Annotated in this window: 11 protein-coding genes and 3 rRNA genes; 5 read left to right on the plus strand and 9 right to left on the minus strand. The window is 69.3% G+C overall.

Features of this window, described 5'->3' with window-relative positions; all coding sequences use genetic code 11:
* Window positions 1–42: 42 nt before the first annotated feature.
* From CP981_RS18230 to CP981_RS18255, 5 genes are all read right to left on the minus strand, one after another.
* Entirely contained in the window at window positions 43–711 is a 669-nt protein-coding gene (locus tag CP981_RS18230) for an HAD family hydrolase (RefSeq protein WP_085924443.1), read from the minus strand.
* 83 nt (window positions 712–794) lie between these two features.
* Window positions 795–911, minus strand: a 5S ribosomal RNA gene (rrf, locus tag CP981_RS18235).
* Window positions 912–984: 73 nt separating this feature from the next.
* A 23S ribosomal RNA gene (locus tag CP981_RS18240) occupies window positions 985–4,107 on the minus strand.
* Window positions 4,108–4,408: 301 nt separating this feature from the next.
* Window positions 4,409–5,937: ribosomal RNA gene (locus CP981_RS18245) — 16S ribosomal RNA — on the minus strand.
* The 16S, 23S and 5S rRNA genes sit together here, the layout of an rRNA operon.
* A 739-nt stretch (window positions 5,938–6,676) precedes the next feature.
* Entirely contained in the window at window positions 6,677–7,237 is a 561-nt protein-coding gene (locus tag CP981_RS18255; protein WP_085928736.1) for a MarR family winged helix-turn-helix transcriptional regulator, read from the minus strand.
* A gap of 186 nt (window positions 7,238–7,423) precedes the next feature.
* Here CP981_RS18255 and CP981_RS18260 point away from each other — a divergent pair, with 186 nt between their 5' ends.
* Window positions 7,424–8,722 carry an MFS transporter gene (locus tag CP981_RS18260; RefSeq protein WP_085928735.1) on the plus strand — a complete coding sequence of 433 codons (1,299 nt, stop codon included), beginning with the start codon at window positions 7,424–7,426 and terminating at the stop codon, window positions 8,720–8,722.
* A 94-nt stretch (window positions 8,723–8,816) separates the two neighbouring features.
* Here CP981_RS18260 and CP981_RS18265 read toward each other — a convergent pair whose 3' ends face one another.
* Window positions 8,817–10,622, minus strand: a complete 1,806-nt coding sequence (locus CP981_RS18265; RefSeq protein WP_150522352.1) for an ATP-binding SpoIIE family protein phosphatase — start codon at window positions 10,620–10,622, stop codon at window positions 8,817–8,819.
* Between the two features lie 311 nt (window positions 10,623–10,933).
* Window positions 10,934–12,313, minus strand: a complete 1,380-nt coding sequence (locus tag CP981_RS18270; RefSeq protein WP_167536229.1) for an NAD(P)/FAD-dependent oxidoreductase — start codon at window positions 12,311–12,313, stop codon at window positions 10,934–10,936.
* A 448-nt stretch (window positions 12,314–12,761) separates the two neighbouring features.
* Between CP981_RS18270 and CP981_RS18275 the strand changes: the two genes are divergently transcribed.
* Both CP981_RS18275 and CP981_RS18280 read left to right on the plus strand, forming a co-directional pair.
* Window positions 12,762–13,616, plus strand: coding sequence for a TetR/AcrR family transcriptional regulator (locus CP981_RS18275; RefSeq protein WP_085928703.1), 855 nt, complete (start codon window positions 12,762–12,764; stop codon window positions 13,614–13,616).
* 321 nt (window positions 13,617–13,937) lie between these two features.
* On the plus strand, window positions 13,938–15,926 hold the full coding sequence (locus CP981_RS18280) for a sigma-70 family RNA polymerase sigma factor (protein ID WP_150522353.1): 1,989 nt from the start codon (window positions 13,938–13,940) through the stop codon (window positions 15,924–15,926).
* 65 nt (window positions 15,927–15,991) lie between these two features.
* On the opposite strand, the gene CP981_RS18285 is transcribed toward CP981_RS18280, so the two are convergent.
* On the minus strand, window positions 15,992–18,073 hold the full coding sequence (locus CP981_RS18285) for an asparagine synthase-related protein (RefSeq protein ID WP_085927527.1): 2,082 nt from the start codon (window positions 18,071–18,073) through the stop codon (window positions 15,992–15,994).
* Between the two features lie 799 nt (window positions 18,074–18,872).
* On the opposite strand from CP981_RS18285, the gene CP981_RS18290 reads away from it, so the two are divergent.
* Both CP981_RS18290 and lhgO read left to right on the plus strand, forming a co-directional pair.
* Window positions 18,873–20,321, plus strand: a complete 1,449-nt coding sequence (locus CP981_RS18290) for an NsdA family TPR-like regulatory protein (protein ID WP_018092687.1) — start codon at window positions 18,873–18,875, stop codon at window positions 20,319–20,321.
* A 290-nt stretch (window positions 20,322–20,611) separates the two neighbouring features.
* Entirely contained in the window at window positions 20,612–21,823 is a 1,212-nt protein-coding gene (lhgO, locus tag CP981_RS18295; protein WP_085927517.1) for an L-2-hydroxyglutarate oxidase, read from the plus strand.
* Window positions 21,824–21,962: 139 nt separating this feature from the next.
* On the opposite strand, the gene CP981_RS18300 is transcribed toward lhgO, so the two are convergent.
* Window positions 21,963–23,222, minus strand: a complete 1,260-nt coding sequence (locus CP981_RS18300; protein ID WP_158092697.1) for an outer membrane protein assembly factor BamB family protein — start codon at window positions 23,220–23,222, stop codon at window positions 21,963–21,965.
* Window positions 23,223–23,652 lie beyond the last annotated feature (430 nt).

Below are 23,652 nucleotides of genomic sequence, written 5' to 3' on the forward strand. Positions count from 1 at the left end.
CGATTTCGCCCGGCGTCTGACGAGCACCGGCGACGGTGTCCCCTACTGCAACAGCGCCGGCAGCTCCGCCATATGGGCGAACAGCGCGGTGGCCCCGGCCTCCGTCAGCTTCTCCGCCGACGTCATCGCCGTGAACCCGTAGACGTCCATCCCCGCGGCGACCGCGGCCCGCACGCCCAGCGGACTGTCCTCGACCACCGCACACCGCTCCGGCGCCACCCCCATCTCCTGTGCCGCATACAGAAAGAGATCCGGCGCCGGCTTCCCCCGCCCCACATCCTGCGACGAGAAGATCCGCTCCCCGACGCCACCATCGGCCCCTGCGAACCGCTCCCACAGCCCGGTCTTCGTCAACGCCACCCGAATGCGCTCATGGCTGCCCGACGACCCGACGCAGTACGGCACCCCGTCTACGGCCAGCTTCTCCAGCACCTCGCGCACGCCCGCCACCGGCTCCAGCGTCCGACGGAACTCATCGAAGACCCGCGCATGAAAACCCTCGTCGAACCCGTCCGGCAACCGCTTCCCGGACCGCTGTAGCACCGCCTCGTGAATACGGTGCATCGCACCGCCCATGTAATCCCGCAGCGAGTCTTCGTAACTGGTCGGATGACCCAATTCGGTGAGGTAGCCGGCAAGAATCCGATTGGAGATCGGTTCGCTGTCCACCAGGACGCCATCGTTATCGAAAATGACCAGGTCATAGCGCATGCCCACGAGCGTACCGAGCGGCCCGAAACGCAAAAAAGCTCCGGTCCCTGAACCAGAGGTTCAGGGACCGGAGCTGAAAAATTGTTCGGCGGCGTCCTACTCTCCCACAGGGTCCCCCCTGCAGTACCATCGGCGCTGAAAGGCTTAGCTTCCGGGTTCGGAATGTAACCGGGCGTTTCCCTAACGCAATGACCACCGAAACACTATGAAGATGACAACCCGGACATGACACAGGTCGTTACTTCAGAACCTACACAGTGGACGCGAGCAACTGAGGACAAGCCCTCGGCCTATTAGTACCAGTCAACTCCACCCGTTACCGGGCTTCCATATCTGGCCTATCAACCCAGTCGTCTACTGGGAGCCTTAACCCCTCAAAGGGGGTGGGAGTACTCATCTCGAAGCAGGCTTCCCGCTTAGATGCTTTCAGCGGTTATCCTTTCCGAACGTAGCCAACCAGCCATGCCCTTGGCAGGACAACTGGCACACCAGAGGTTCGTCCGTCCCGGTCCTCTCGTACTAGGGACAGCCCTTCTCAATACTCCTACGCGCACAGCGGATAGGGACCGAACTGTCTCACGACGTTCTAAACCCAGCTCGCGTACCGCTTTAATGGGCGAACAGCCCAACCCTTGGGACCGACTCCAGCCCCAGGATGCGACGAGCCGACATCGAGGTGCCAAACCATCCCGTCGATATGGACTCTTGGGGAAGATCAGCCTGTTATCCCCGGGGTACCTTTTATCCGTTGAGCGACGGCGCTTCCACAAGCCACCGCCGGATCACTAGTCCCTACTTTCGTACCTGCTCGACCCGTCAGTCTCACAGTCAAGCTCCCTTGTGCACTTACACTCAACACCTGATTGCCAACCAGGCTGAGGGAACCTTTGGGCGCCTCCGTTACTCTTTAGGAGGCAACCGCCCCAGTTAAACTACCCACCAGACACTGTCCCTGATCCGGATCACGGACCCAGGTTAGACATCCAGCACGACCAGAGTGGTATTTCAACAATGACTCCACAACCACTGGCGTGGCCGCTTCAAAGTCTCCCACCTATCCTACACAAGCCGAACCGAACACCAATATCAAGCTATAGTAAAGGTCCCGGGGTCTTTCCGTCCTGCTGCGCGAAACGAGCATCTTTACTCGTAATGCAATTTCACCGGGCCTATGGTTGAGACAGTCGAGAAGTCGTTACGCCATTCGTGCAGGTCGGAACTTACCCGACAAGGAATTTCGCTACCTTAGGATGGTTATAGTTACCACCGCCGTTTACTGGCGCTTAAGTTCTCAGCTTCGCCACACCGAAATGTGACTAACCGGTCCCCTTAACGTTCCAGCACCGGGCAGGCGTCAGTCCGTATACATCGCCTTACGGCTTCGCACGGACCTGTGTTTTTAGTAAACAGTCGCTTCTCGCTGGTCTCTGCGGCCACCACCAGCTCAGAGTGCAAAACTCATCACCAGCAATGGCCCCCCTTCTCCCGAAGTTACGGGGGCATTTTGCCGAGTTCCTTAACCATAGTTCACCCGAACGCCTCGGTATTCTCTACCTGACCACCTGAGTCGGTTTAGGGTACGGGCCGCCATGAAACTCGCTAGAGGCTTTTCTCGACAGCATAGGATCATCCACTTCACCACAATCGGCTCGGCATCAGGTCTCAGCCTTAACGTGTGACGGATTTACCTACCACACGGCCTACACCCTTACCCCGGGACAACCACCGCCCGGGCTGGACTACCTTCCTGCGTCACCCCATCGCTTACCTACTACCACCTTGGATCGGCGGCTCCACCACGTCCCTTTGTCCGAAGACTCCAGGCCGGCTTCACGGCCTTAGCATTAATGGATTCGATATTGGGCGTTTCAAAGCGGGTACCGGAATATCAACCGGTTGTCCATCGACTACGCCTGTCGGCCTCGCCTTAGGTCCCGACTTACCCTGGGCAGATCAGCTTGACCCAGGAACCCTTAGTCAATCGGCGCACACGTTTCCCACGTGTGTATCGCTACTCATGCCTGCATTCTCACTCGTGAACCGTCCACAACTCGTTTCCACGGCTGCTTCACCCGGCACACGACGCTCCCCTACCCATCCACACACCCGTTAGGGCTGTTGTATGAATGACATGACTTCGGCGGTGTGCTTGAGCCCCGCTACATTGTCGGCGCGGAATCACTTGACCAGTGAGCTATTACGCACTCTTTCAAGGATGGCTGCTTCTAAGCCAACCTCCTGGTTGTCTCTGCGACTCCACATCCTTTCCCACTTAGCACACGCTTAGGGGCCTTAGTCGATGCTCTGGGCTGTTTCCCTCTCGACCATGGAGCTTATCCCCCACAGTCTCACTGCCGCGCTCTCACTTACCGGCATTCGGAGTTTGGCTAAGGTCAGTAACCCGGTAGGGCCCATCGCCTATCCAGTGCTCTACCTCCGGCAAGAAACACACGACGCTGCACCTAAATGCATTTCGGGGAGAACCAGCTATCACGGAGTTTGATTGGCCTTTCACCCCTAACCACAGGTCATCCCCCAGGTTTTCAACCCTGGTGGGTTCGGTCCTCCACGAAGTCTTACCTCCGCTTCAACCTGCCCATGGCTAGATCACTCCGCTTCGGGTCTTGGGCACGCTACTCAACGCCCTATTCGGACTCGCTTTCGCTACGGCTTCCCCACACGGGTTAACCTCGCAACATACCGCAAACTCGCAGGCTCATTCTTCAAAAGGCACGCAGTCACGACGTTGAATCCGAAGACTCAACGCGACGCTCCCACGGCTTGTAGGCACACGGTTTCAGGTACTATTTCACTCCGCTCCCGCGGTACTTTTCACCATTCCCTCACGGTACTATCCGCTATCGGTCACCAGGGAATATTTAGGCTTAACGGGTGGTCCCGCCAGATTCACACGGGATTTCTCGGGCCCCGTGCTACTTGGGTGTCTCTCAAACGAGCCGCTGATGTTTCAGCTACGGGGGTCTTACCCTCTACGCCGGACCTTTCGCATGTCCTTCGCCTACATCAACGGTTTCTGACTCGTCTCACAGCCGGCAGACTGTGAAAGAGAGATCCCACAACCCCAACCACGCAACCCCTGCCGGGTATCACACGTGACTGGTTTGGCCTCATCCGGTTTCGCTCGCCACTACTCCCGGAATCACGGTTGTTTTCTCTTCCTGCGGGTACTGAGATGTTTCACTTCCCCGCGTTCCCTCCACACTGCCTATGTGTTCAGCAGCGGGTGACAGCCCATGACGACTGCCGGGTTTCCCCATTCGGACACCCCCGGATCAAAGCTTGGTTGACAGCTCCCCGGGGCCTATCGTGGCCTCCCACGTCCTTCATCGGTTCCTGGTGCCAAGGCATCCACCGTGCGCCCTTAAAAACTTGGCCACAGATGCTCGCGTCCACTGTGCAGTTCTCAAGCAACGACCAGCCACCCACCACCCCAACCCGAAGGCTGAGTTCACTGGGGCCGGCATCGCGAAGGTCCAGACATCAGTCCGTACCCTCAGATACCCAACAACGTGCCCGACCCACTCAATCTCCCGGAAGCGTTCCACGCCGAAGCAGTACTAACTTCCAGAGAATCAAGTGCGCCGAATAGTCAACGTTCCACCCATGAGCTAACCACCGTCGAACATTTGCCGACGTAGTGGCTCTGGATCTCTTACGAGATCTAGATGCTCCTTAGAAAGGAGGTGATCCAGCCGCACCTTCCGGTACGGCTACCTTGTTACGACTTCGTCCCAATCGCCAGTCCCACCTTCGACGATTCCCTCCCACAAGGGGTTGGGCCACCGGCTTCGGGTGTTACCGACTTTCGTGACGTGACGGGCGGTGTGTACAAGGCCCGGGAACGTATTCACCGCAGCAATGCTGATCTGCGATTACTAGCAACTCCGACTTCATGGGGTCGAGTTGCAGACCCCAATCCGAACTGAGACCGGCTTTTTGAGATTCGCTCCACCTCGCGGTATCGCAGCTCATTGTACCGGCCATTGTAGCACGTGTGCAGCCCAAGACATAAGGGGCATGATGACTTGACGTCGTCCCCACCTTCCTCCGAGTTGACCCCGGCAGTCTCCTGTGAGTCCCCATCACCCCGAAGGGCATGCTGGCAACACAGAACAAGGGTTGCGCTCGTTGCGGGACTTAACCCAACATCTCACGACACGAGCTGACGACAGCCATGCACCACCTGTACACCGACCACAAGGGGGCGCCTGTCTCCAGACGTTTCCGGTGTATGTCAAGCCTTGGTAAGGTTCTTCGCGTTGCGTCGAATTAAGCCACATGCTCCGCTGCTTGTGCGGGCCCCCGTCAATTCCTTTGAGTTTTAGCCTTGCGGCCGTACTCCCCAGGCGGGGAACTTAATGCGTTAGCTGCGGCACGGACGACGTGGAATGTCGCCCACACCTAGTTCCCAACGTTTACGGCGTGGACTACCAGGGTATCTAATCCTGTTCGCTCCCCACGCTTTCGCTCCTCAGCGTCAGTATCGGCCCAGAGATCCGCCTTCGCCACCGGTGTTCCTCCTGATATCTGCGCATTTCACCGCTACACCAGGAATTCCGATCTCCCCTACCGAACTCTAGCCTGCCCGTATCGAATGCAGACCCGGGGTTAAGCCCCGGGCTTTCACATCCGACGTGACAAGCCGCCTACGAGCTCTTTACGCCCAATAATTCCGGACAACGCTTGCGCCCTACGTATTACCGCGGCTGCTGGCACGTAGTTAGCCGGCGCTTCTTCTGCAGGTACCGTCACTCTCGCTTCTTCCCTGCTGAAAGAGGTTTACAACCCGAAGGCCGTCATCCCTCACGCGGCGTCGCTGCATCAGGCTTTCGCCCATTGTGCAATATTCCCCACTGCTGCCTCCCGTAGGAGTCTGGGCCGTGTCTCAGTCCCAGTGTGGCCGGTCGCCCTCTCAGGCCGGCTACCCGTCGTCGCCTTGGTAGGCCATCACCCCACCAACAAGCTGATAGGCCGCGGGCTCATCCTTCACCGCCGGAGCTTTCCACCACCAGACCATGCGGTCGGTAGTCATATCCGGTATTAGACCCCGTTTCCAGGGCTTGTCCCAGAGTGAAGGGCAGATTGCCCACGTGTTACTCACCCGTTCGCCACTAATCCCCTCCCGAAGGAGGTTCATCGTTCGACTTGCATGTGTTAAGCACGCCGCCAGCGTTCGTCCTGAGCCAGGATCAAACTCTCCGTGAATGTTTACCGGTAATCCGGTGAAACACACACGAGAGCGGAACGACCAGACGGAATAGGTCCGGTCGTTCACAGCGTCCTCGCTGTGTGTGCCATCCGCACCACATGGGTGCCGATGGACTTTTCAAAGGAACCTCATCCTCCGGAAGTGTTTCCGGTGGACGGGGTATCAACATATCTGGCGTTGACTTTTGGCACGCTGTTGAGTTCTCAAGGAACGGACGCTTCCTTTGTTCCTGTTTCACCAGGCTCTCCGGGCGCTTCCCTTCGGTCTTGCGTTTCCGACTCTATCAGATCCTTGCGGGCCCGATTTTCGCCGGTGCGTGTCCGCCTTTCGGCTTCTTCGCGTTTCCAACCTTACCAGATCCGTTTCCGTCTCCGGCGCCCTGTTGGAGCGGGCCCGGCCGTTTGGCTTTCGCTTTCCGGCCTTTCCGACTCTAGCAGATCCGATTTTCGGTCCGTTGCCGGTCCGAATTCGTTTCCGAATCCCCGTCGGAGGGGGTTACGCCGTGGTCCGGCAATTTGCATTGCCGTGCCTTTCGGCGTGATCACTACTTTAGCGGAATTCCTCGTTGACGCATAATCACGTCGCGGTTCGAATTTCAGCATGCCGAAATTGTTCCCAGTGAGGGGCCGTGCAGTAGTGGTGTGCCGCGAAGCGGCGGGATGGCTGCCCCGGGCCTGTCGGCTCCGTGGCAACTCGGAGAACACTACGGATGGGGGTAGGCCGTGTCAACTCGCGTCAGTCAAGGTCACTCAGACGCCCGTCGGCGTCCGGCTGGGCGTCCTCGACGCGGCGCAGGAGGCGGGTCAACACCTGGCCGAGGAGCTGGCGTTCCTCGCCGGAGAGGTCCTGGAGGAGGTCCTCTTCGAAGACGGAGGCCAGGCGCATCGCCTCGAGCCACTTCTCGCGGCCCTCGTGGGTCAGCTCGACGATGACGCGGACGCGATTGTTCTCGTCACGGTCCCGGGTGACCAGGCCCTCGCTCGCCATGCGGTCGATGCGGTGGGTCATGGCCGCCGGCGTGAGGCCGAGGCGTTTGGCGAGTTCGCCGGGGCCCAATTGATAAGGCGCCCCGGAGACGACGAGGGCCTTGAGGACCTCCCATTCGGCGTTACTCAGGCCGAGCGTGGAGGTCTGTCGTCCGTAGGCGACGTTCATCCGTCGGTTGAGGCGCTGTAGTGCGGAGACGACCTGCTCCACCTGGGGGTCGAGGTCCTGGAATTCGCGCTGGTAGGCGGCGATCTGTTCCTCGAGGCTCGGCTCGGCAGCGTCGGCGGCCGCATCGGAGGGCTCAGGCATGCGGCGCAGTATGGCATGGAAGTCATTGGCGTTGAAGTTCTTCGAGGTGTACTCTTTAACTTCGAACTTTAGAGTTGAAGTCTTCAGGGTGAGACTGTCCGGCCTCGGACCGGTCTCGCCCTGGCGTCTGTCCGGCTCCTTGGTTCTCCCCCTGTTCGTCTGACGACCTGACCTAGGTAGGTGAGTGTGACCACCGCGATGGGCGCCGCGTTGCGCCGGATCCAGCTCGGGAACGCGCTGAGCGCGTTCGGGAACGGCTTCACCGTTCCGTATCTGTACGTCTATGTGGCGAAGGTGCGGGATCTCGGTGCGAGCACGGCCGGTGTGGTGCTGGCGATGCTGGCGGTGGCCGCATTGGTCGTCCTGCCGCTGACCGGTCGGGCGATCGACCGGCGCGGTCCGCTGCCGGTGGCGATCGCCGGTACGGTCTCCGCCGCCGTCGGTGCCCTGGGGCTGGGGCTGTCCGCCACGGAGCCGCTGGTCATCGCGTCGGCCATCGCGCTCGGTGCGGGCATCGCGGTCATTCAGCCGGCGCTCGCGACGATGATCGTGTGGTGCTCGACGACGCTGACCAGGTCGCGGGCGTTCGCCACCCAGTTCTTCCTGAACAACCTGGGGCTGGGCGTCGGCGGGCTGGTCGGCGGGCTGCTGGTCGACGAGACGCAGGCGTCGAGCTTTGTGCGGCTGTTCGCCATCGAGGCCGTGATGTTCCTGGTGCTCGGCGCGGCGGTGGCGACCGTACGGCTGCCGCGGGGGCCGAAGGTCGAGGACCCGGTGCCGACCGAGGAGCGGGCCAAGGGTGCCTGGCGGGCGATGTTCGCCGACCGGCGGATGGTGTGGCTGTGCGTACTGGGCTTTGTGCTGTTCTTCGCCTGCTACGGACAGTTCGAGTCGGGGCTGGCGGCGTATGCCACCGAGGTCACCCGGATCGCGCCGTCGAGCCTGGGCATCGCGCTCGCGGCCAATACGGCGGCGATCGTGGCGGCGCAGTTCGTGGTGCTCAAGCTGGTCGAGGGGCGGCGGCGCAGCCGGGTGATGGCGCTGGTCGGGATGGTCTGGACGGTGGCATGGATCGCCGCCGGGGTGTCCGGGCTGGTGCACGGTGCGCAGATGGTGGCGACGGCGCTGCTGATCTCGACGTATGCGCTGTTCGGGATAGGCGAGTCGATGCTGTCGCCGACGGTGGCGCCGCTGGTGGCCGATCTGGCGCCGCCCTCGCTGATCGGTCAGTACAACTCGGCGTTCGCGCTGGTCAAGCAGCTGGCGCTGGCGGTTGGTCCGGCGGTGGGTGCGCTGATGGTGGGGCACGGGATGTACGCCGCGTACATCGGGATGCTGGTGCTCTGCGCGCTGGGGATCACCGGGCTGTCGCTGTGGCTGGGCCGGATGCTGCGGCCGGCGCAGGACAATCCGCACCGTGCGGTGGCGGCGGTGCCTGCGGCGCGGGTGCCGGCCGAGGCGGAAGCCGTGGCCTGCGGCGCCTGAGCCCGCGCCCGGCGCCGTAAACGGGCCGCTCCTGTATGCCAGTCCTGTACGCCGCCGGCCCCGGTCCGATGTGACCGGGGCCGGCGGCGTACGGCTATCCGCGGGGCAGCGCGAATTCGCACCAGACGGCCTTGCCGCCGCCGGGGGTGCGGCGGGAGCCCCAGGACGAGGCGATGGTGGCGACGATGGAGATGCCCCGGCCTGCCTCGTCGGCCGGTTCGGCGCGGCGGCGGCGCGGGAGGTGGTCGTCGCCGTCGGTGACCTCGACGATCAGCCGGCGGTCCGTACGGCGCAGGCGCAGGCGCATCGGCGGGGTGCCGTGCTGGAGGGAGTTGGCGACCAGTTCGCTGGCGGCCAGCACACCGAGGTCGTGCAGTTCGGGCGAGAAGCGCCAGGAGGCGAGGACGCCGGAGGCGAAGGCGCGGGCGCGCGGGGCCGCTTCGGTGCCGCCGTGGAGTTCGAGGGCAGCGTTGTGGAACAGCTCGGCGTCATGGCCGGTGCGGGCGGGGTGCTGGAGGACGAGGATGGCGACGTCGTCGTCATGGGTGGCCGTGATGCCCAGCGAGCGCAGCAGGCGGTCGCAGACGATGTCGGGGGCGCCGGCCGCGCCGGCGAAGGCGCGCTCCAGGGCCTCGACGCCGTGGTCGATGTCCTTGTCGCGGCGCTCGACGAGGCCGTCGGTGTAGAGGACGGCGCTGCTGCCGGGGCCGAGCGGGACCGACCCGGAGGTGTGCAGCCAGCCGCCGGTCCCCAGGGGCGGACCGGTCGGTTCGGCGGCGCGGCGGACCGTGCCGTCGGGGTCGCGGACGAGGATGGGCAGATGGCCGGCCGAGGCGTAGACCAGGCGGCCCTCGTTCGGGTCGTGGACGGCGTAGACGCAGGTGGCGATCTGGCTGGCGTCGATCTCGGCGGCCAGGCCGTCCAGAAGCTGGAGGACCTCGTGGGGCGGGAGGTCGAGGCGGGCGTAGGCGCGGACCGCGGTGCGCAGCTGGCCCATGACGGCGGCGGCGCGCACCCCGCGGCCCATGACATCGCCGATGACCAGGGCCGTACGGCCGGCGCCGAGGGTGATGACGTCGTACCAGTCGCCGCCGACCGCGGCGTCCGTGCCGCCGGGCTGGTAGGTGGCGGCGACGCAGAGGTCGTCGGGCTGCTCCAGTTCCTGGGGCAGCAGGGAGCGCTGGAGGGTGACCGCGGCCTCGCGCTGGCGGGCCTCGCTGGCGCGCAGCCGCTCGGCGGACTCGATCTGGTCGGTGACCTCGGCGCCGAAGACCAGGACGCCCTTGTGCGGGGCGACGCAGGCGACCTCGGGGTCGGGGGCCGGGCCGCTGGCGGCGACCTCGATCGGGGTGCAGGTGAAGGTGTAGTAGGCGTCGCGGGTGCGGTCGCCGCCGGCGCCGCCGGGGACCTTGCGGGACTTGACCGTGCGCGGTTTGCCGCTGCGCAGGACCTGGTCCATCAGGGGGAGCAGGCCGAGTGCGGCGAGCTCGGGGAGGGCTTCGCGGGCGGTGTGGCCGGCCGGGCGCGGGCCGAAGACTGCGGCGTAGGCGCCGTTGACGTAGGCGAGGCGGTGCTCGGGGCCGTAGACGACGGCGACCAGGGCCGGGATGGTGCCCAGGATGTCGTGGACGGACAGGGCGTCCACGGTGGGCGGCAGAGTCGCGGGGGTGCGGTCCTGGGTGGGGGCCGGATCGGCGTGTTCGGCGCGGGCCGCGGGGACCGAGCCGGTGGTGGCGGCCGTCGGGGCGGACGGTGTGCCGTCGGCTGCCGCGGGCACGGCGGACGGCGCCGGGGCCGCGGTGGGCGGGACGGCCGGCGTGCCGGGTGCGGCGCGGTCGGACCGGGCGGCGGCGCGCCGCTGTGTGCCGGGGAGTTTGGCGCTCCAGCGCGTGAAGATCACGGAGGGGTACCTCTTACTTCGCGTCGTCGCGCGGGATCGGGCCGTCGGCATGGCGGGATCTCCCGGCAGGTGGCCGGGGGACGGTCGGCTGGGGACACGCTCGGCGCCCTCTTGCGGAATGCAGCAAACGTCCAGAATCCTCGTGATTGTCACTCTTTGCAGATACGAGCCCACCCATGGTCACACGTCCAGTGTGGCCGACCGGACGGACATCCGTCAGACGCCGGGGTGACGCTGTGGAGTTCCGCACTCCGGAACATCCGGCCCCTCCAGGGCTGACAGCACGTCAACTCTTGTGGGGGTACGGCGCGTCAGCTCGCTTCGTTGTGCCGTCCGGTTCCCGCGGCGAGTTCGAACTCGGCGCGCGGGTTCTCCAGCGAGCCGAGCGAGACGATCTCGCGTTTGAACAGGCCCGCGAGGGTCCATTCGGCGAGCACCCGCGCCTTGCGGTTGAAGGTCGGCACCCGGCTGAGGTGGTAGACGCGGTGCATGAACCACGCCGGGTAACCCTTCAGCTTGCGCCCGTAGATATGCGCGACGCCCTTGTGGAGGCCGAGCGAGGCCACCGAGCCGGCGTACTTGTGCGCGTAGTCCACGATCGGGCCGCCGCGCACCGCCGCCGCGAGGTTCTCGGCGAGGACCTTGGACTGGCGGACGGCGTGCTGGGCGTTGGGGGCGCACAGGGCGCGGGGCTCGTCGGGCCCGGCGGGCGGTTCGGCCGTGAGATCGGGGACCGCGGCCGCGTCCCCGGCGGACCAGGCGTGTTCGACGCCGTCCACCTGGAGGGCGGGGGTGCACACGAGGCGGCCCTGGGTGTTGAGCGGCAATTTGGCCGCGGCCAGGATGGGGTGCGGTTTGACGCCCGCGGTCCACACCAGGGTCCGGGTCGGGAAGCGGGAGCCGTCGCTGAGCTGGGCGACATTCTTCTCGCAGGACCCCAGCCGGGTCTCCAGCCGTACGTCGATATTGCGGGCCCGCAGCTCCCGTACGGCGTAGCGGCCCATCTCCGGGCCCACTTCGGGCAGGATCCGGTTCGTCGCCTCCACCAGGATCCACTTCATGTCCTCGGGCTGGATGTTGTGGTAGTAGCGGACGGCGTAGCGGGCCATGTCCTCCAGCTCGGCCAGCGCCTCCACGCCCGCGTAGCCGCCGCCGACGAAGACGAAGGTCAGCGCGGCGTCGCGGACGGCGGGGTCACGGGTGGAGGAGGCGATGTCGAGCTGGCCGAGGACGTGGTTGCGCAGGCCGATGGCTTCCTCGACTGTCTTGAAACCGATGCCGACATCGGCCAGGCCCGGGACGGGCAGGGCGCGGGAGACCGAGCCCGGCGCGAGGACCAGTTCGTCGTACGCCACCTCGATGGCGCCGTCGCCGGTCTCCTCCGCGGCCAGGGTGGTGATGGTCGCCCGGCGGTCGTCGTGGTCGATGGCGGTGACCTCGCCGATGACGACCTTGCACTGCGGCAGCACCCGGCGCAGCGGTACGACGACATGGCGCGGGGAGATCGAACCGGCCGCGGCCTCGGGCAGGAAGGGCTGGTACGTCATATAGGGCTCGGGGTCGACCACGATGATCTCGACGGTGCCCTGCCGCAGTTCATGCTTCAGTTTCCGCTGCAATCGCAGGGCCGTATACATCCCCACGTAGCCACCGCCGACCACGAGAATGCGCGTCACGTCTTCCGAAGACACAGTCTTCACAGAGGTTCTCCTCGCGGTGTCGACCAGGCCCCGGGGCGGCACCGGTCCGAAAGCCGGCCGGGCGCGCGGACGGCTTCGGGTGCTGCACCCCCGGGAAAGCACAGCACTGTTCCATGACGCACCCCCGGAGCGCCTTTGTCCACAGGCCCGTCGAAATGTATGACCGGGCGCGGCCCTGGGGACGGAACGACGGATTCCGCAGATGCGGGCCGAGGTGCGCTGGTCAGGGGGTGCGTGACGAAGTAGGAGCGGGGGATTAATCGGGGCGGATCAGACGCCTTGGGCCGATCGGGGGGGCGCATTGTGCGGAACGCCCCCTTCATTCTTGACCCCAGCTCAACTATGTTCGTATCTCGTTGGGGTGCACCCTCTAGTCGGTACGCCCTGACTGTCAGGGCGGGGAGTCTCCGGGGGGAGACGTCATTACCGGGGGATCACTATGCACATTCAGGGCTCTCAATGGTCGGCCACTGTCGCTGTGGCACATGCCTCCGACGGCGCCGGGAGCGGTAGCGAGCACAACAGACCCCAGAGCAACGGCACCGCGATGACCAACGGTGCCGGCACGGGGACGGGCGGCCGGAGCACACCGCTTCGGGTGGACGCCCAGCGCAATCTGGAGCACGTACTGCGGGCCGCTCGCGAGGTGTTCGGCGAGCTGGGGTACGGCGCTCCCATGGAGGACGTGGCGCGGCGGGCCCGCGTCGGAGTCGGCACGGTCTACCGCCGGTTCCCGAGCAAGGACGTGCTGGTCCGCCGGATAGCCGAGGAGGAGACCTCACGGCTGACGGACCAGGCGCGTACGGCACTGGGCCAGGAGGACGACCCGTGGTCGGCGCTGTCCCGCTTCCTGCGGACATCGGTCGCCTCGGGTGCCGGACGGCTGCTGCCGCCGGGCATTCTGCGGGTGAGCGCGGCCGGCCGGGCCGGGGAGCCGGCGGCACCGGCCGCGGACGGGCCCCGGATGCCGGACGGCCTGAGCGAGGCGCGGGTGCCGCAGCAGCGCACGGCGTCCGGCGAGGACGGGGCGTCCGCGGATCTCCGGCCGGCCGAGGCCGCGCCGGCCGCCGCCGAGGAGACCGCCGGGGCCGACGCGCTCCTGGAGGTCGTCGGGCGGCTCGTGGAGCGTGCCAGGGCGGCCGGTGAGCTGCGCGCCGATGTGACGGTCTCGGACATCCTTTTAGTGATCGCCACAGGAGCGCCGACGCTGCCCGATCCCGGGCAGCAGCAGGCCGCGTCCGCGCGGCTGCTGGAGATTCTGCTGGAGGGGCTGCGCTCGCGCCCGGCCGGCTGAGGCCCGGCGGCCGGCTCCGTCCGGGTGGGCCCGCTCGTGGGGTCCACCGGGCGGGGCCGGGCCGCGGAACGGTGCCGTCCGCGGACCGCGGCGGCTCCGGTCCGCACGCCGTCCGGGCACCGCGCGCGACAGGACTCATACGAGGGCCGCGCACGGTCTCGGCCGTCTGCGCGGCATGGCCCGTACGGGTGAACGCCCGTGCGGTCGTCCGCGTGTGCACCCCGGACGGGTGGCGGGCGGGCAGGACCCGCGACCGCCGGGGCCCGGTGTGGCACGCTTACGCGGTATTCCGTTGGGACAGCGGCTTCGGGAGCCTCGGCAATGGGTGTTGACGGGCGGGACGCGCGGCGCGACGGCGAGGCCGGGGCGGGCGAGCGGGAGGCACCGCGGACCGGACAGGTCCCCGGCCAGGGCGGTCCGTTGGGGACGACTCCCCCGGCCGGGCGGCACGAGGGTGCCAAGGTCCCGGCGGACGCGGGGCCTGGCGTGCCGCCGCAGCGGGAGCCCCGCGGCGCGGGCGCGGCCACCGGTCCCGAGGACCGCGGCCTCCCGCCGTCCGACGCCCAGTTGCTCTCCGACCTGCGGGCCGGTGACGACAGCGCGTACGAGGAGATGTACCGCAGGCACGCCGCGGCGGTCCGGCGCTACGCCCGCAGCTGCTGCCGGGACGCGCACACCGCGGAGGATCTGACCGGCGAGGTCTTCGCCCGCACGCTGCAAGCGGTGCGCGGCGGGGCGGGCCCGGAATCCGCGGTGCGCGCCTATCTGCTGACGACCGTCCGCCGGGTGGCCGCGTCCTGGGCGCAGACCGCGCGGCGGGAGCAACTGGTGGAGGACTTCGCGGTGTTCGCGGTGTCCTCGGCCGCGCCGGAGGACGACGCCACCCTGGACCTGGGCGCGGATGTGCGCGCCATGCAGGAGGCCGAGCGGTCGATGGCCGTACGGGCGTTCCGCAGTCTGCCGGAGCGCTATCAGACGGTGCTGTGGCACACCACCGTCGAGGACGAGTCGCCGAGCGAGGTGGCCCCGCTGCTCGGGCTGACCGCGAACGCCACCGCCGTATTGGCGCACCGCGCCCGCGAGGGCCTCCGGCAGGCGTATCTCCAGGCGCATGTCAGCCAGTCGCTGACCGACGGCGGCGACTGTGCCCGGTATGCCGACCGGCTCGGCGCCTATGCGCGCGGCGGGCTGCGGATGCGGGCCGAGCGGGGGCTGCGCAAGCATCTGGACACCTGCCCCCGGTGCCGGCTGGCCGCGCTGGAGGTCGCGGACGTCAATCAGCGGATCGGCGCGCTGCTGCCGGTCGCGTTCCTCGGCTGGTGCGCCGCCGGGTACGCCGTCAAGACGGCGGTGGCGGGTGCCGCGGGGGTGGCGGCCGGTGCGGCCGCGACCGCCGGGAGTGGCGGTTCCGGGGCGACGGGAAACACCGGTGCCAGCCTCGGCAAGGGGCTGAGCGGGGCGGTCAAGGCCGGGATCGGGGTCGGGGCGGCGGTGGTGGCGGGCGCGACGCTCTCGCTGGCGCTGACCGCTTCCCCGAAGCAGGCGCCGGCGCCGGAACCGCGGGCCCAGGCGCCCCGGCCGGCCGTGTCCGCACCCCAGCAGCCGGCGCCCGGCTCGTCGCACACCGGGCTGCCACCGGCGGGCGGCGCCGCCCCCGCCCCGAAGAGCCCGGCGCAGAAGCCGGCCCCGGACCCCACACGGGGCCCGCGGCCGACGCAGACCCCGAAGGCGGCCCCACCGGAGCCGACGCGCGCGCCGACCCCGCCCTCGACGCCGGCCCCGCCCTCGACGCCGACCCACCGGCCCACCCCTCCGAAGCCCACCCCGCCGAGACCGACCCCGCCGAAGCCCACCGCCAAGCCGACGCCGCCCGCCCCGGCCGCCTACCGGGTCAATGGGCTCGCCCTCGATTTCATGGGCGACGGCAGCAAGCCGGAGGTGCGCACGCTGGGGAGCAGCTGGCTGTGGCAGCGGCGGTCACCGCAGATCGCCGGGACCACGTATGCGCACGGGGTGAGCGTGCACGGGCGGTCCTCGGTGACCATCGACCTCAACCGCCGGTGCACCTCCTATGACGCCGTGGCGGGCGTGGACGACCTCAGCGCGGGGCCGGCCGCGGTGCGCTTCTCCGTCTATGCGGACGGTGTGCCGCTGTGGCAGTCGGGAGCGGTACGCGGCGGGGACCGGGCCGTGCCGGTGCATGTCCCGCTGACGGGCCGTACGACGCTTCGGCTGGTGACCGATCCGGCGAACCCCGTGGGTGCGGTCGCGCTGGCGGACTGGGCGCAGTCCACGATCATGTGCCGCTGAGCCGCCGACGGCTCCCCGGGCACTGGGCCGTCTGCCGGGTCACCCGGCAGGCCCGGCGGCCCGGCTCAACCCAGCCGCGCCCGTGGGACGACGCCGCCCGCGACCGCCTTCTGGCGCGGCGCCCCGGCCCCCGTCCAGCATGTCCCGCGCCGGGCCACCAGCCGCCGCAACCACAGCTCCGTGGAGACGAGTTCGGCCAGTCCGTCCAGCGGCAGCGCCGCGCCCTCGGCCGCCGACCGCAGTGCCTTGCGGACCACCCGCGCCTCCACCAGCCCCGCGTCGGCCAGCAGCGGGGTGTCGAAGAGCCGCACCAGGTCACCGACGGCGCCGCGCAGCCCGGCGCGTACCGCCGCCGCGTGGGTGAGCTGCGAGGGGGCGCCCCAGCCGGGCGGCAGGTCCCGGACGCCGGCCCCGGCCAGTACGGAGCGCAGCACCGCGGCCCGCGCCCCCGGCTGCACCCGCAGGGTGTCCGGCAGGGCGCGGCAGGCGAGCACCACCTGGTTGTCGAGGAACGGGGCGTGCAGCCGCTGGTTGCGGACCTCGGCGGCCTGCTCGAAGACGCGGTGGTCGGCGGCCTGGCGGGCCAGCGCGGCACGGGCGCGGCGCTCGCCGGGACGGCCCACGGCGGGCGAGCGGTGCGCCGCGTCGCTCAGCCGAACCGATACTTCAGCCAGTGCCTCCCCCGTGAGCCAGCGCGCCGCGGGCCCCGGCCGGCACCAGGCGAGCGCGGCCAGTGAGGCGTCCACGGCGCCGCCGGCCACCGGCTCGTCGGCGAACTGCCGCTCCAGGAGGCGGCGCGCCGTATCGGCGATACCGGCCGAGTACGGCATACGGGCGAGCTTGCGGGCCGCGCGGTAGACGGTGAAGGGCACGAGGACGGACTGCGCCAGGGCGCCGTCCGCTTTGGCCAGCGCGGTGACCGGGCGCAGCAGATGGCGCCGGCGCCGGTCCATGAGCAGGTCGGCGAGCCGGGCCGGGTGGGCGTCGAGGACCTGGCGGGCGCCGTGCCCGACGAAGTGGTCCGCGCTGCCGGCCAGCAGCCGCCGGCGGTGGCGGCCCGCGGTGGTGAGGGAGGGGCCCGGCTCGTCCGTGAGTGGGCCGGTGCCGAGGTCCGCATACGGGAGGGCCTCCTCGCCGGCCGCGACGACGACGTGGTGCAGCCGCGGATTGTCGGCGAGGGTGCGGGCGCGCTCCAACTCGGCGTCGTGGCCGCCCTGTCCGTCATGGGTGGCCCGGTCGTTGAAGGTGACGGCCAGGAGGCGTTCGCCGTGGCCGTTGAGCCTTCCTGGCCGGCCGGGGAGACCGGCGGCCAGCAGGGCGAGGGTTCCGGAGGCGCTTCCTCCGGAGAGGTCGGCGCCGATGCCGGGAGCCGGGGCACCGCGCGCCGCGCGCCGCTCGGCGGGCCCCATGCCGGGCACCGGGCCGGGGTCGAGGCCGTCGCGCCCGTCCGGATCGGGGGCGTGCCGGGCTCCGGCCAGCCGGGCGCGGACGGCCTCGACCAGGGCGTCGCGGACGCCTTCCACCGCCTGTTCCGGGGCGAGTTGGGGCGCGGCGACGGCGAGCGAGGCGGTCGGTTCGAAGGAGGTGATGTCACCCGCGCCGCCGCGCAGCACCAGGGCGTGGCCGGGCGGGATCCGGCGGACGCCTTCGTACGGTGTGCCGGCCCCGAGCGCCTCGGGGATGTCCGGGCAGGCCAGCAGCGCGGCGAGGTGGCCGATGTCGAGGCCGGCCTCGACGAGGTCGGCGAGCGGGAGGGCGGCGGTGGCGTAGGCGGTGCCACCGGCCCACGGGGTGTGGAAAACGGGGCGGGCGCCGGCCAGGTCGCCGGTGACGGTGATCCGCCGCCCCACCTGGACGACGGCGGTGTAACTGCCGGGCCAGGCCGTGAGATGCCGCAGTGCACCGCCGCGCGCCGCGAACAGGCCCACCTTCAGCTGGTCGTCGGTGGCGCCGCAGACGCCGAAGACCGCGAGCCGGGTCCCGGGGTCGGCCTGGACGACGCGGACCTCGTCCGGCCGCCAGTCGCCGACCGCCCAGAGGGGGTCCGGGCCGTCCCAGAGGAGCTGGGCGCCGACGGGGAGGACCGCGGGGCTCTCGTCGCCGGCCGGCCCCGTGGCGGCACTGCTCCACCCCACCAACCAGCGCATGGCCGCCTCCACCCGATTCCCCGTGCGCCGGGGCCAACGGCCGCCCCGTCAGCGGATCGCCCGGACGTCACCGAGCTGTTGTGCGGACCATGCTGCCATGACAGCGGCGCGGGAGAGGCGGTGGAGCGGGCCTGTATACGGGCAGTTCGCGGGGCTCGGGGGTAATGAGGGGCCGTCGGCGGCCCGGAGCGGGGCACGGGCGCACCGTGAAGGCGGACCGTGAGCGGCGGAGCGGACGCGGCGGAAGGCCACGCGGACCGGCCCGGCGGCACTCCCGTACGCCGGGCGCGGGCACTCCGCCGCATCGGCCCCGGAAGGCCCCCCGTGTGGCCCCCGAGGCGGCTCCGTGCGTGCGGCGGCGTGAAATCATCACCCGTCGACTTTCGGCCAAACTCCGTTCCATACAGCCCAGTTGACACCTTCGGGCGCGATGTCAACCGGCGCCCCAACGGGCCGGCGCCCGGTCCTCGCGACGGTCCGGGAGGCGGGCTGCGCCCCCCGGACCGGACCGTCACCCGCGGGGAATGAGGTGACGGTATCCCCCAGCCCACTGGATCCAGTGCAGCGGGCCGACCCACGCAGAAGCCATGGAAGCGCCCCCAAAAGCGGGCGGCCAGCGCGCACGAACGGGCGCACGGGCACACGTACCCGGAGCACATGCCAATCCCCGCACCCCTGTTTGAACACGAATCTCGCCATCCGGGACACCGACTCTTAACGGTCGGGATCCGGCGAACTACTCTGGGTGGACGCATGCCCCGGGGTACCGGGGCGGCCGTCGCTGTGTCGAGGGGTGCGCATGTCCAGGGATATACGCGGGCCGAACGAAAAGCTTGGCACCGTTCTCGCCCTCGCGGGTATCAGCAATGCCGGACTGGCGCGCCGGGTCAACGACCTCGGTGCGCAGCGCGGACTGACGCTTCGTTATGACAAGACGTCGGTGGCGCGGTGGGTCTCCAAGGGGATGGTGCCCCAAGGCGCCGCGCCCCATCTGATCGCGTCCGCGATCGGCAGCAAACTCGGCCGGCCGGTCCCGCTGCACGAGATCGGGCTGGCCGACGCGGACCCGGCACCCGAGGTAGGCCTGGCATTTCCCCGCGATGTGGGCGCCGCGGTGCGGTCCGCGACCGAGCTCTACCGTCTCGATCTGGCCGGACGGCGGGCCGGCGGGGGCGGCATCTGGCAGAGCCTGGCCGGATCCTTCGCCGTCAGCGCGTACGCCACCCCCGCCTCGCGCTGGCTGATATCCCCGGCCGACAGTTCGGTGGCGCGGGAGGCGGCCGAGGCTCGGGACAAGGACGCCGCGGCGGCCGGTGACGCCGGGATCCCGCAGCACGTGGGCCACAGCGATGTCAGCAAACTGCGGGAGGCGGCCGAGGACGCGCGGCGCTGGGACTCCAAGTACGGGGGCGGCGACTGGCGTTCGTCCATGGTGCCGGAGTGCCTCCGGGTGGACGCGGCGCCGTTACTTCTCGCCTCGTACAGCGATGAAGTGGGCCGCGCGCTGTTCGGTGCGACCTCCGAACTCACCCGGCTCGCGGGGTGGATGGCCTTCGACACGGGCCAGCAGGAGGCCGCGCAGCGCTACTACATCCAGGCGCTGCGGCTCGCCCGCGCGGCCGCCGACGTCCCGTTGGGCGGCTATGTCCTGGCCTCGATGTCCCTCCAGGCGACCTACCGCGGCTTCGCCGACGAGGGCGTCGACCTCGCCCAGGCCGCCCTGGAACGCAACCGCGGACTGGCCACGGCCCGGACCATGAGCTTCTTCCGGCTGGTCGAGGCACGGGCACAGGCCAAGGCCGGTGAGGCGCGCGCCTGTGAGGTGGCGCTGAAGGCCTCCGAGGGCTGGCTGGAGCGCTCCCGCGGGGGCGATCCCGACCCCTCGTGGCTGGACTTCTACTCGTACGAGCGCTTCGCCGCCGACGCCGCCGAGTGCTACCGCGATCTGCGGCTGCCCCGTCAGGTGCGCCGCTTCACCGAGCAGGCGCTGTCCCGGCCCACCGAGGAATTCGTCCGCTCCCACGGGCTGCGCCTCGTCGTGTCCGCGGTCGCCGAACTGGAGTCCGGCAATCTGGACGCGGCCTGCGCGGCGGGCACCCGCGCGGTCGAGGTGGCCGGCCGGATCTCCTCCGCCCGCACCACCGAGTACGTCCGTGATCTGCTGCACCGCCTGGAGCCGTACGGCGACGAGCCCCGGGTGGTCGAGCTGCGGGAGCGGGCGAGACCGCTGCTGGCGGCGCCGGCTTAGCGTCTTGGCCGGGTCGGCTCGGCGTCGTGGCCGGGGCCGGTCGGCGCGGCTCGGCGTCCGGGCCGGGCCGGACGGCGCGGCCCGGAACCGGCTCGGAACCGGCTCGGAGACCGCCCGGAGCGGCTCGCCCGGCCACGCGGGCCGCTCCCGGCCCGGCCGGGATCATGCCCCCTCGGAGCCGCCCGATCGGCATTGTCAGTGCCGACCGTCATGATGGGATACGTCGTCGGCGATGATGCGCAGGTCTGTGGCGACGGGCCGGCCTGCGGTCATGCGGTTGGGGAGGTGCAGTGGCGGCGTACGACTGCGAGGTGCTGGTGATCGGTGCCGGCATCGTCGGACTCTCTACGGCGTACGCGATCACGCGTGCCGCGCCCGGCACGCGGGTGGTCGTCCTGGAGAAGGAGTCCGGTCCGGCCCGCCATCAGACCGGGCGCAACAGCGGCGTGATCCACAGCGGCATCTATTACCCGCCCGGTTCGCTCAAGGCCCGCTTCGCCCTCCAGGGCTCGGCGGAGATGGTGAAGTTCTGCACCGAGCAGGACATCCCGCACGAGGTCACCGGCAAGCTGATCGTCGCCACCGACCGCAGTGAGCTGCCGCGGCTGCACGGCCTCATCCAGCGCGGCCGCGAGCACGGCCTGCCGGTGCGCGAGCTGGGCCCCGCCCAGATAGCCGAGTACGAACCCGAGGTACGCGGTCTGGCCGCCATCCATGTCGGCACGACCGGCGTCTGTGACTTCGGCGCCGTCGCCCGCCGGTTCGGCCGTCTCGCCGAGGACGCCGGCGCCCGGATCCGGTACGGCTCCGAGGTGACGGCCATCGGCCGCCGCCCCGGCCGGGTGGCGGTCCGCACGTCCGACGGCACGGTCCACCGCGCCCGCGCCCTGGTCAACTGCGCCGGTCTGCACAGCGACCGGATCGCCCGGCTGGCCGGCGACGCCCCGGGCATGCGGATCGTCCCGTTCCGCGGCGAGTACTTCACCCTCGCACCGGACCGCGCCTCCCTGGTCCGCGGGCTGGTCTACCCGGTCCCCGACCCGGCCTTCCCCTTCCTCGGCGTGCATCTGACCCGCGGCATCGACGGCGCCGTGCACATCGGCCCGAACGCCGTCCCCGCCCTGGCCCGTGAGGGCTACGACTGGCGCACCCTCCACCCCGCCGAGCTGGCCGGCACCCTGGCCTACCCCGGCTCCTGGCGGATAGCCCGCCGCCACTGGCGCTACGGCGCCGGCGAACTGCACCGTTCGCTGTCCCGGCGCGCCTTCGCCGACGCGGTCCGCCGCCTGCTCCCGGCCGCCCGCGAGGAGGACCTGCTCCCCTCCCCGGCCGGCGTCCGCGCCCAGGCCGTCCTCCCCGACGGCACCCTCGTCGACGACTTCCTCTTCGCCGACTCCCCCGGCATGATCCACGTCCTCAACGCCCCGTCCCCGGCCGCGACGGCTTCCCTTCCCATTGGGCGGGAGGTGGCGCGGAGGGCACTGGAGGTGGTGGGGGCGTGAAGGGCAGCGCCCTACGGGCTGAGCACCCGGCGGCGGACTGCCCGTACGGCTGACGCAAACGGCTCCCGGCCTTCCGCTCCTCCCGGAAACCAGGAGAACGGACAGGCCGGGAGCCGGAAGCGCCCGCGCGTCGGGGCCGTCAGCCGATCGATGCCTTGAAGGCCTGAATGCTGGACTTGTCGTGGTTGAGGCCCTCGCCCTGGATGAAGAGCGTGTTGGTGTGTCCGTCCCAGGCCAGCGACATGAGCTCCGGGGAGCCCAGCGCGTGCTTCGGGTCGTAGACCGTGCCCAGCACCTTCTCCTTGCCGTCACGCACACCGATCGAGACCAGCACCGGGTCCCGGCCGGGGGTGCCGGTGTCCGGCACGTCGGTCACCGCGATCAGCCCCTCGGCGTCCAGGGCGGCGGACGCCGAGGACTGCTTCTTCCACAGCAGTTTGCCGGTCTTCAGGTCCACGGCAGCGATGCCACCGGAGCCGTAGCCGGACACCAGCACCTGCTCGTCCTCGTCGACGAAGGTGTCGCGGGGCTTGAGGCTCAGGTCCTTCAGCTCACCTGAGAGCTGGAAGGTCTTGTTCGGCTTCCCTTCCTCCGTATAGGTGGAGAGGGTGCCCTCGGCATCGATCACGTTGGCTTCTTCGCTCATGCGGATCGTCAGCGGCCGGTCGGACAGGATCTGCCCGACTGCCCGGCCATCGCCCGTCACCGTCGAGTGGATGCCGCTGTACTCCAGGTCCTGGAGGGCCAGTTGCTTCTTCGGCTTCGCGTCGGAGCAGTCACTCCCCACGGCCCGGTACTGCGGGCTCAGCCCCACCGTGGTGGTGCAGTCGTGGCCGCGCGCGGTCAGCTCCCAGACCTTCGCGCCTCCGGTGATGGTGAAACCGGCGTAGGTGTCCCCGATCGCGACGGCGACGACCTTCGAGTTCACCACCATCTGCGGGGTGTCCTCGGTGTTCCCGCCCTTGAGGTTCTTCGACCAGAGCGTCCGGCCGGTGTCCGTGTCGATGACGGAGAGGAAGGAGCAGTCGTCGCCGCCCGCGTCGAAGACCACGGCGCCCACGCCGTCCTCGCTCGGTTCCTTGGACATGGCGCAGACCTCGCCCGCGCCCTTGGGCGTCTTGGCCGTCCACTGCTTCTTACCGGTCTTGCGGTTGTAGGCCCGTACGCCCTGGGCGTCTCCGAGGACGACGTCGTCGTTGTTGAACCACATCGACCGCAGGTTGTTCTCGCCCTGCCCCTCGCGGTCGGACGCGGGCGACGGCGCCTCCCACAGCCGCGGCATGGCATTCGCGGGCCGGTCCGAGGCCGGGTCCGCGGAGTCATCCCCCGAGAGGAGGAAGTACCCCCCGACGCCGGCCCCGATCAGCACGACCATCACGATCGCCAGGATGAGCGGCACCGGAACCCCGCTGCGCCCCGGACCGGGGGGCTGCCCCGGACCGCCCGGGAACGGTGCCGCCATGGGCCCGCCGGGAAACGGCGGCTGCCCGGGGAACTGCCCGGGTGCCTGGCCCTGCTGCGGGTACGGCGGCTGCTGGCCTCCCGCGTAGCCCTGAGGAGGCGGCCCCTGGGGCTGGCCTACGGGCGGCGGAAAGTGCGGGCCACCCGGTCCGGGCTGTCCCTGCGGCTGATATCCGGGCCCTCCCGTGTACGGGCCGGGCTGCTGTCCCTGGGGCGGGACGGGCGGCGCGGGCTGGCCTGGTGCGGGGTGGCCGGCGGGCGGCATTCCCGCGGCCCCCTGACCCGCCGGAGGCGGCCCCTGCGGATACTCGGCGTTTCCCTGGCCACCCTGCGACACGATGAACAGTCCCCCTGGTTTGGTTTTGCCA

The organism is Streptomyces platensis, from assembly GCF_008704855.1.
In the GTDB taxonomy this organism is placed as follows: domain Bacteria; phylum Actinomycetota; class Actinomycetes; order Streptomycetales; family Streptomycetaceae; genus Streptomyces; species Streptomyces platensis.

What these genes read in the sequence shown, in the direction of transcription:
- CP981_RS18230 (WP_085924443.1), bottom strand. Translation starts at nt 711, where the DNA reads ATGCGCTATGACCTGGTCATTTTCGATAACGATGGCGTCCTGGTGGAC.
- CP981_RS18255 (WP_085928736.1), bottom strand. Translation starts at nt 7,237, where the DNA reads ATGCCTGAGCCCTCCGATGCGGCCGCCGACGCTGCCGAGCCGAGCCTC.
- CP981_RS18275 (WP_085928703.1), top strand. Translation starts at nt 12,762, where the DNA reads ATGCACATTCAGGGCTCTCAATGGTCGGCCACTGTCGCTGTGGCACAT.
- CP981_RS18280 (WP_150522353.1), top strand. Translation starts at nt 13,938, where the DNA reads ATGGGTGTTGACGGGCGGGACGCGCGGCGCGACGGCGAGGCCGGGGCG.
- CP981_RS18285 (WP_085927527.1), bottom strand. Translation starts at nt 18,073, where the DNA reads ATGCGCTGGTTGGTGGGGTGGAGCAGTGCCGCCACGGGGCCGGCCGGC.
- CP981_RS18290 (WP_018092687.1), top strand. Translation starts at nt 18,873, where the DNA reads ATGTCCAGGGATATACGCGGGCCGAACGAAAAGCTTGGCACCGTTCTC.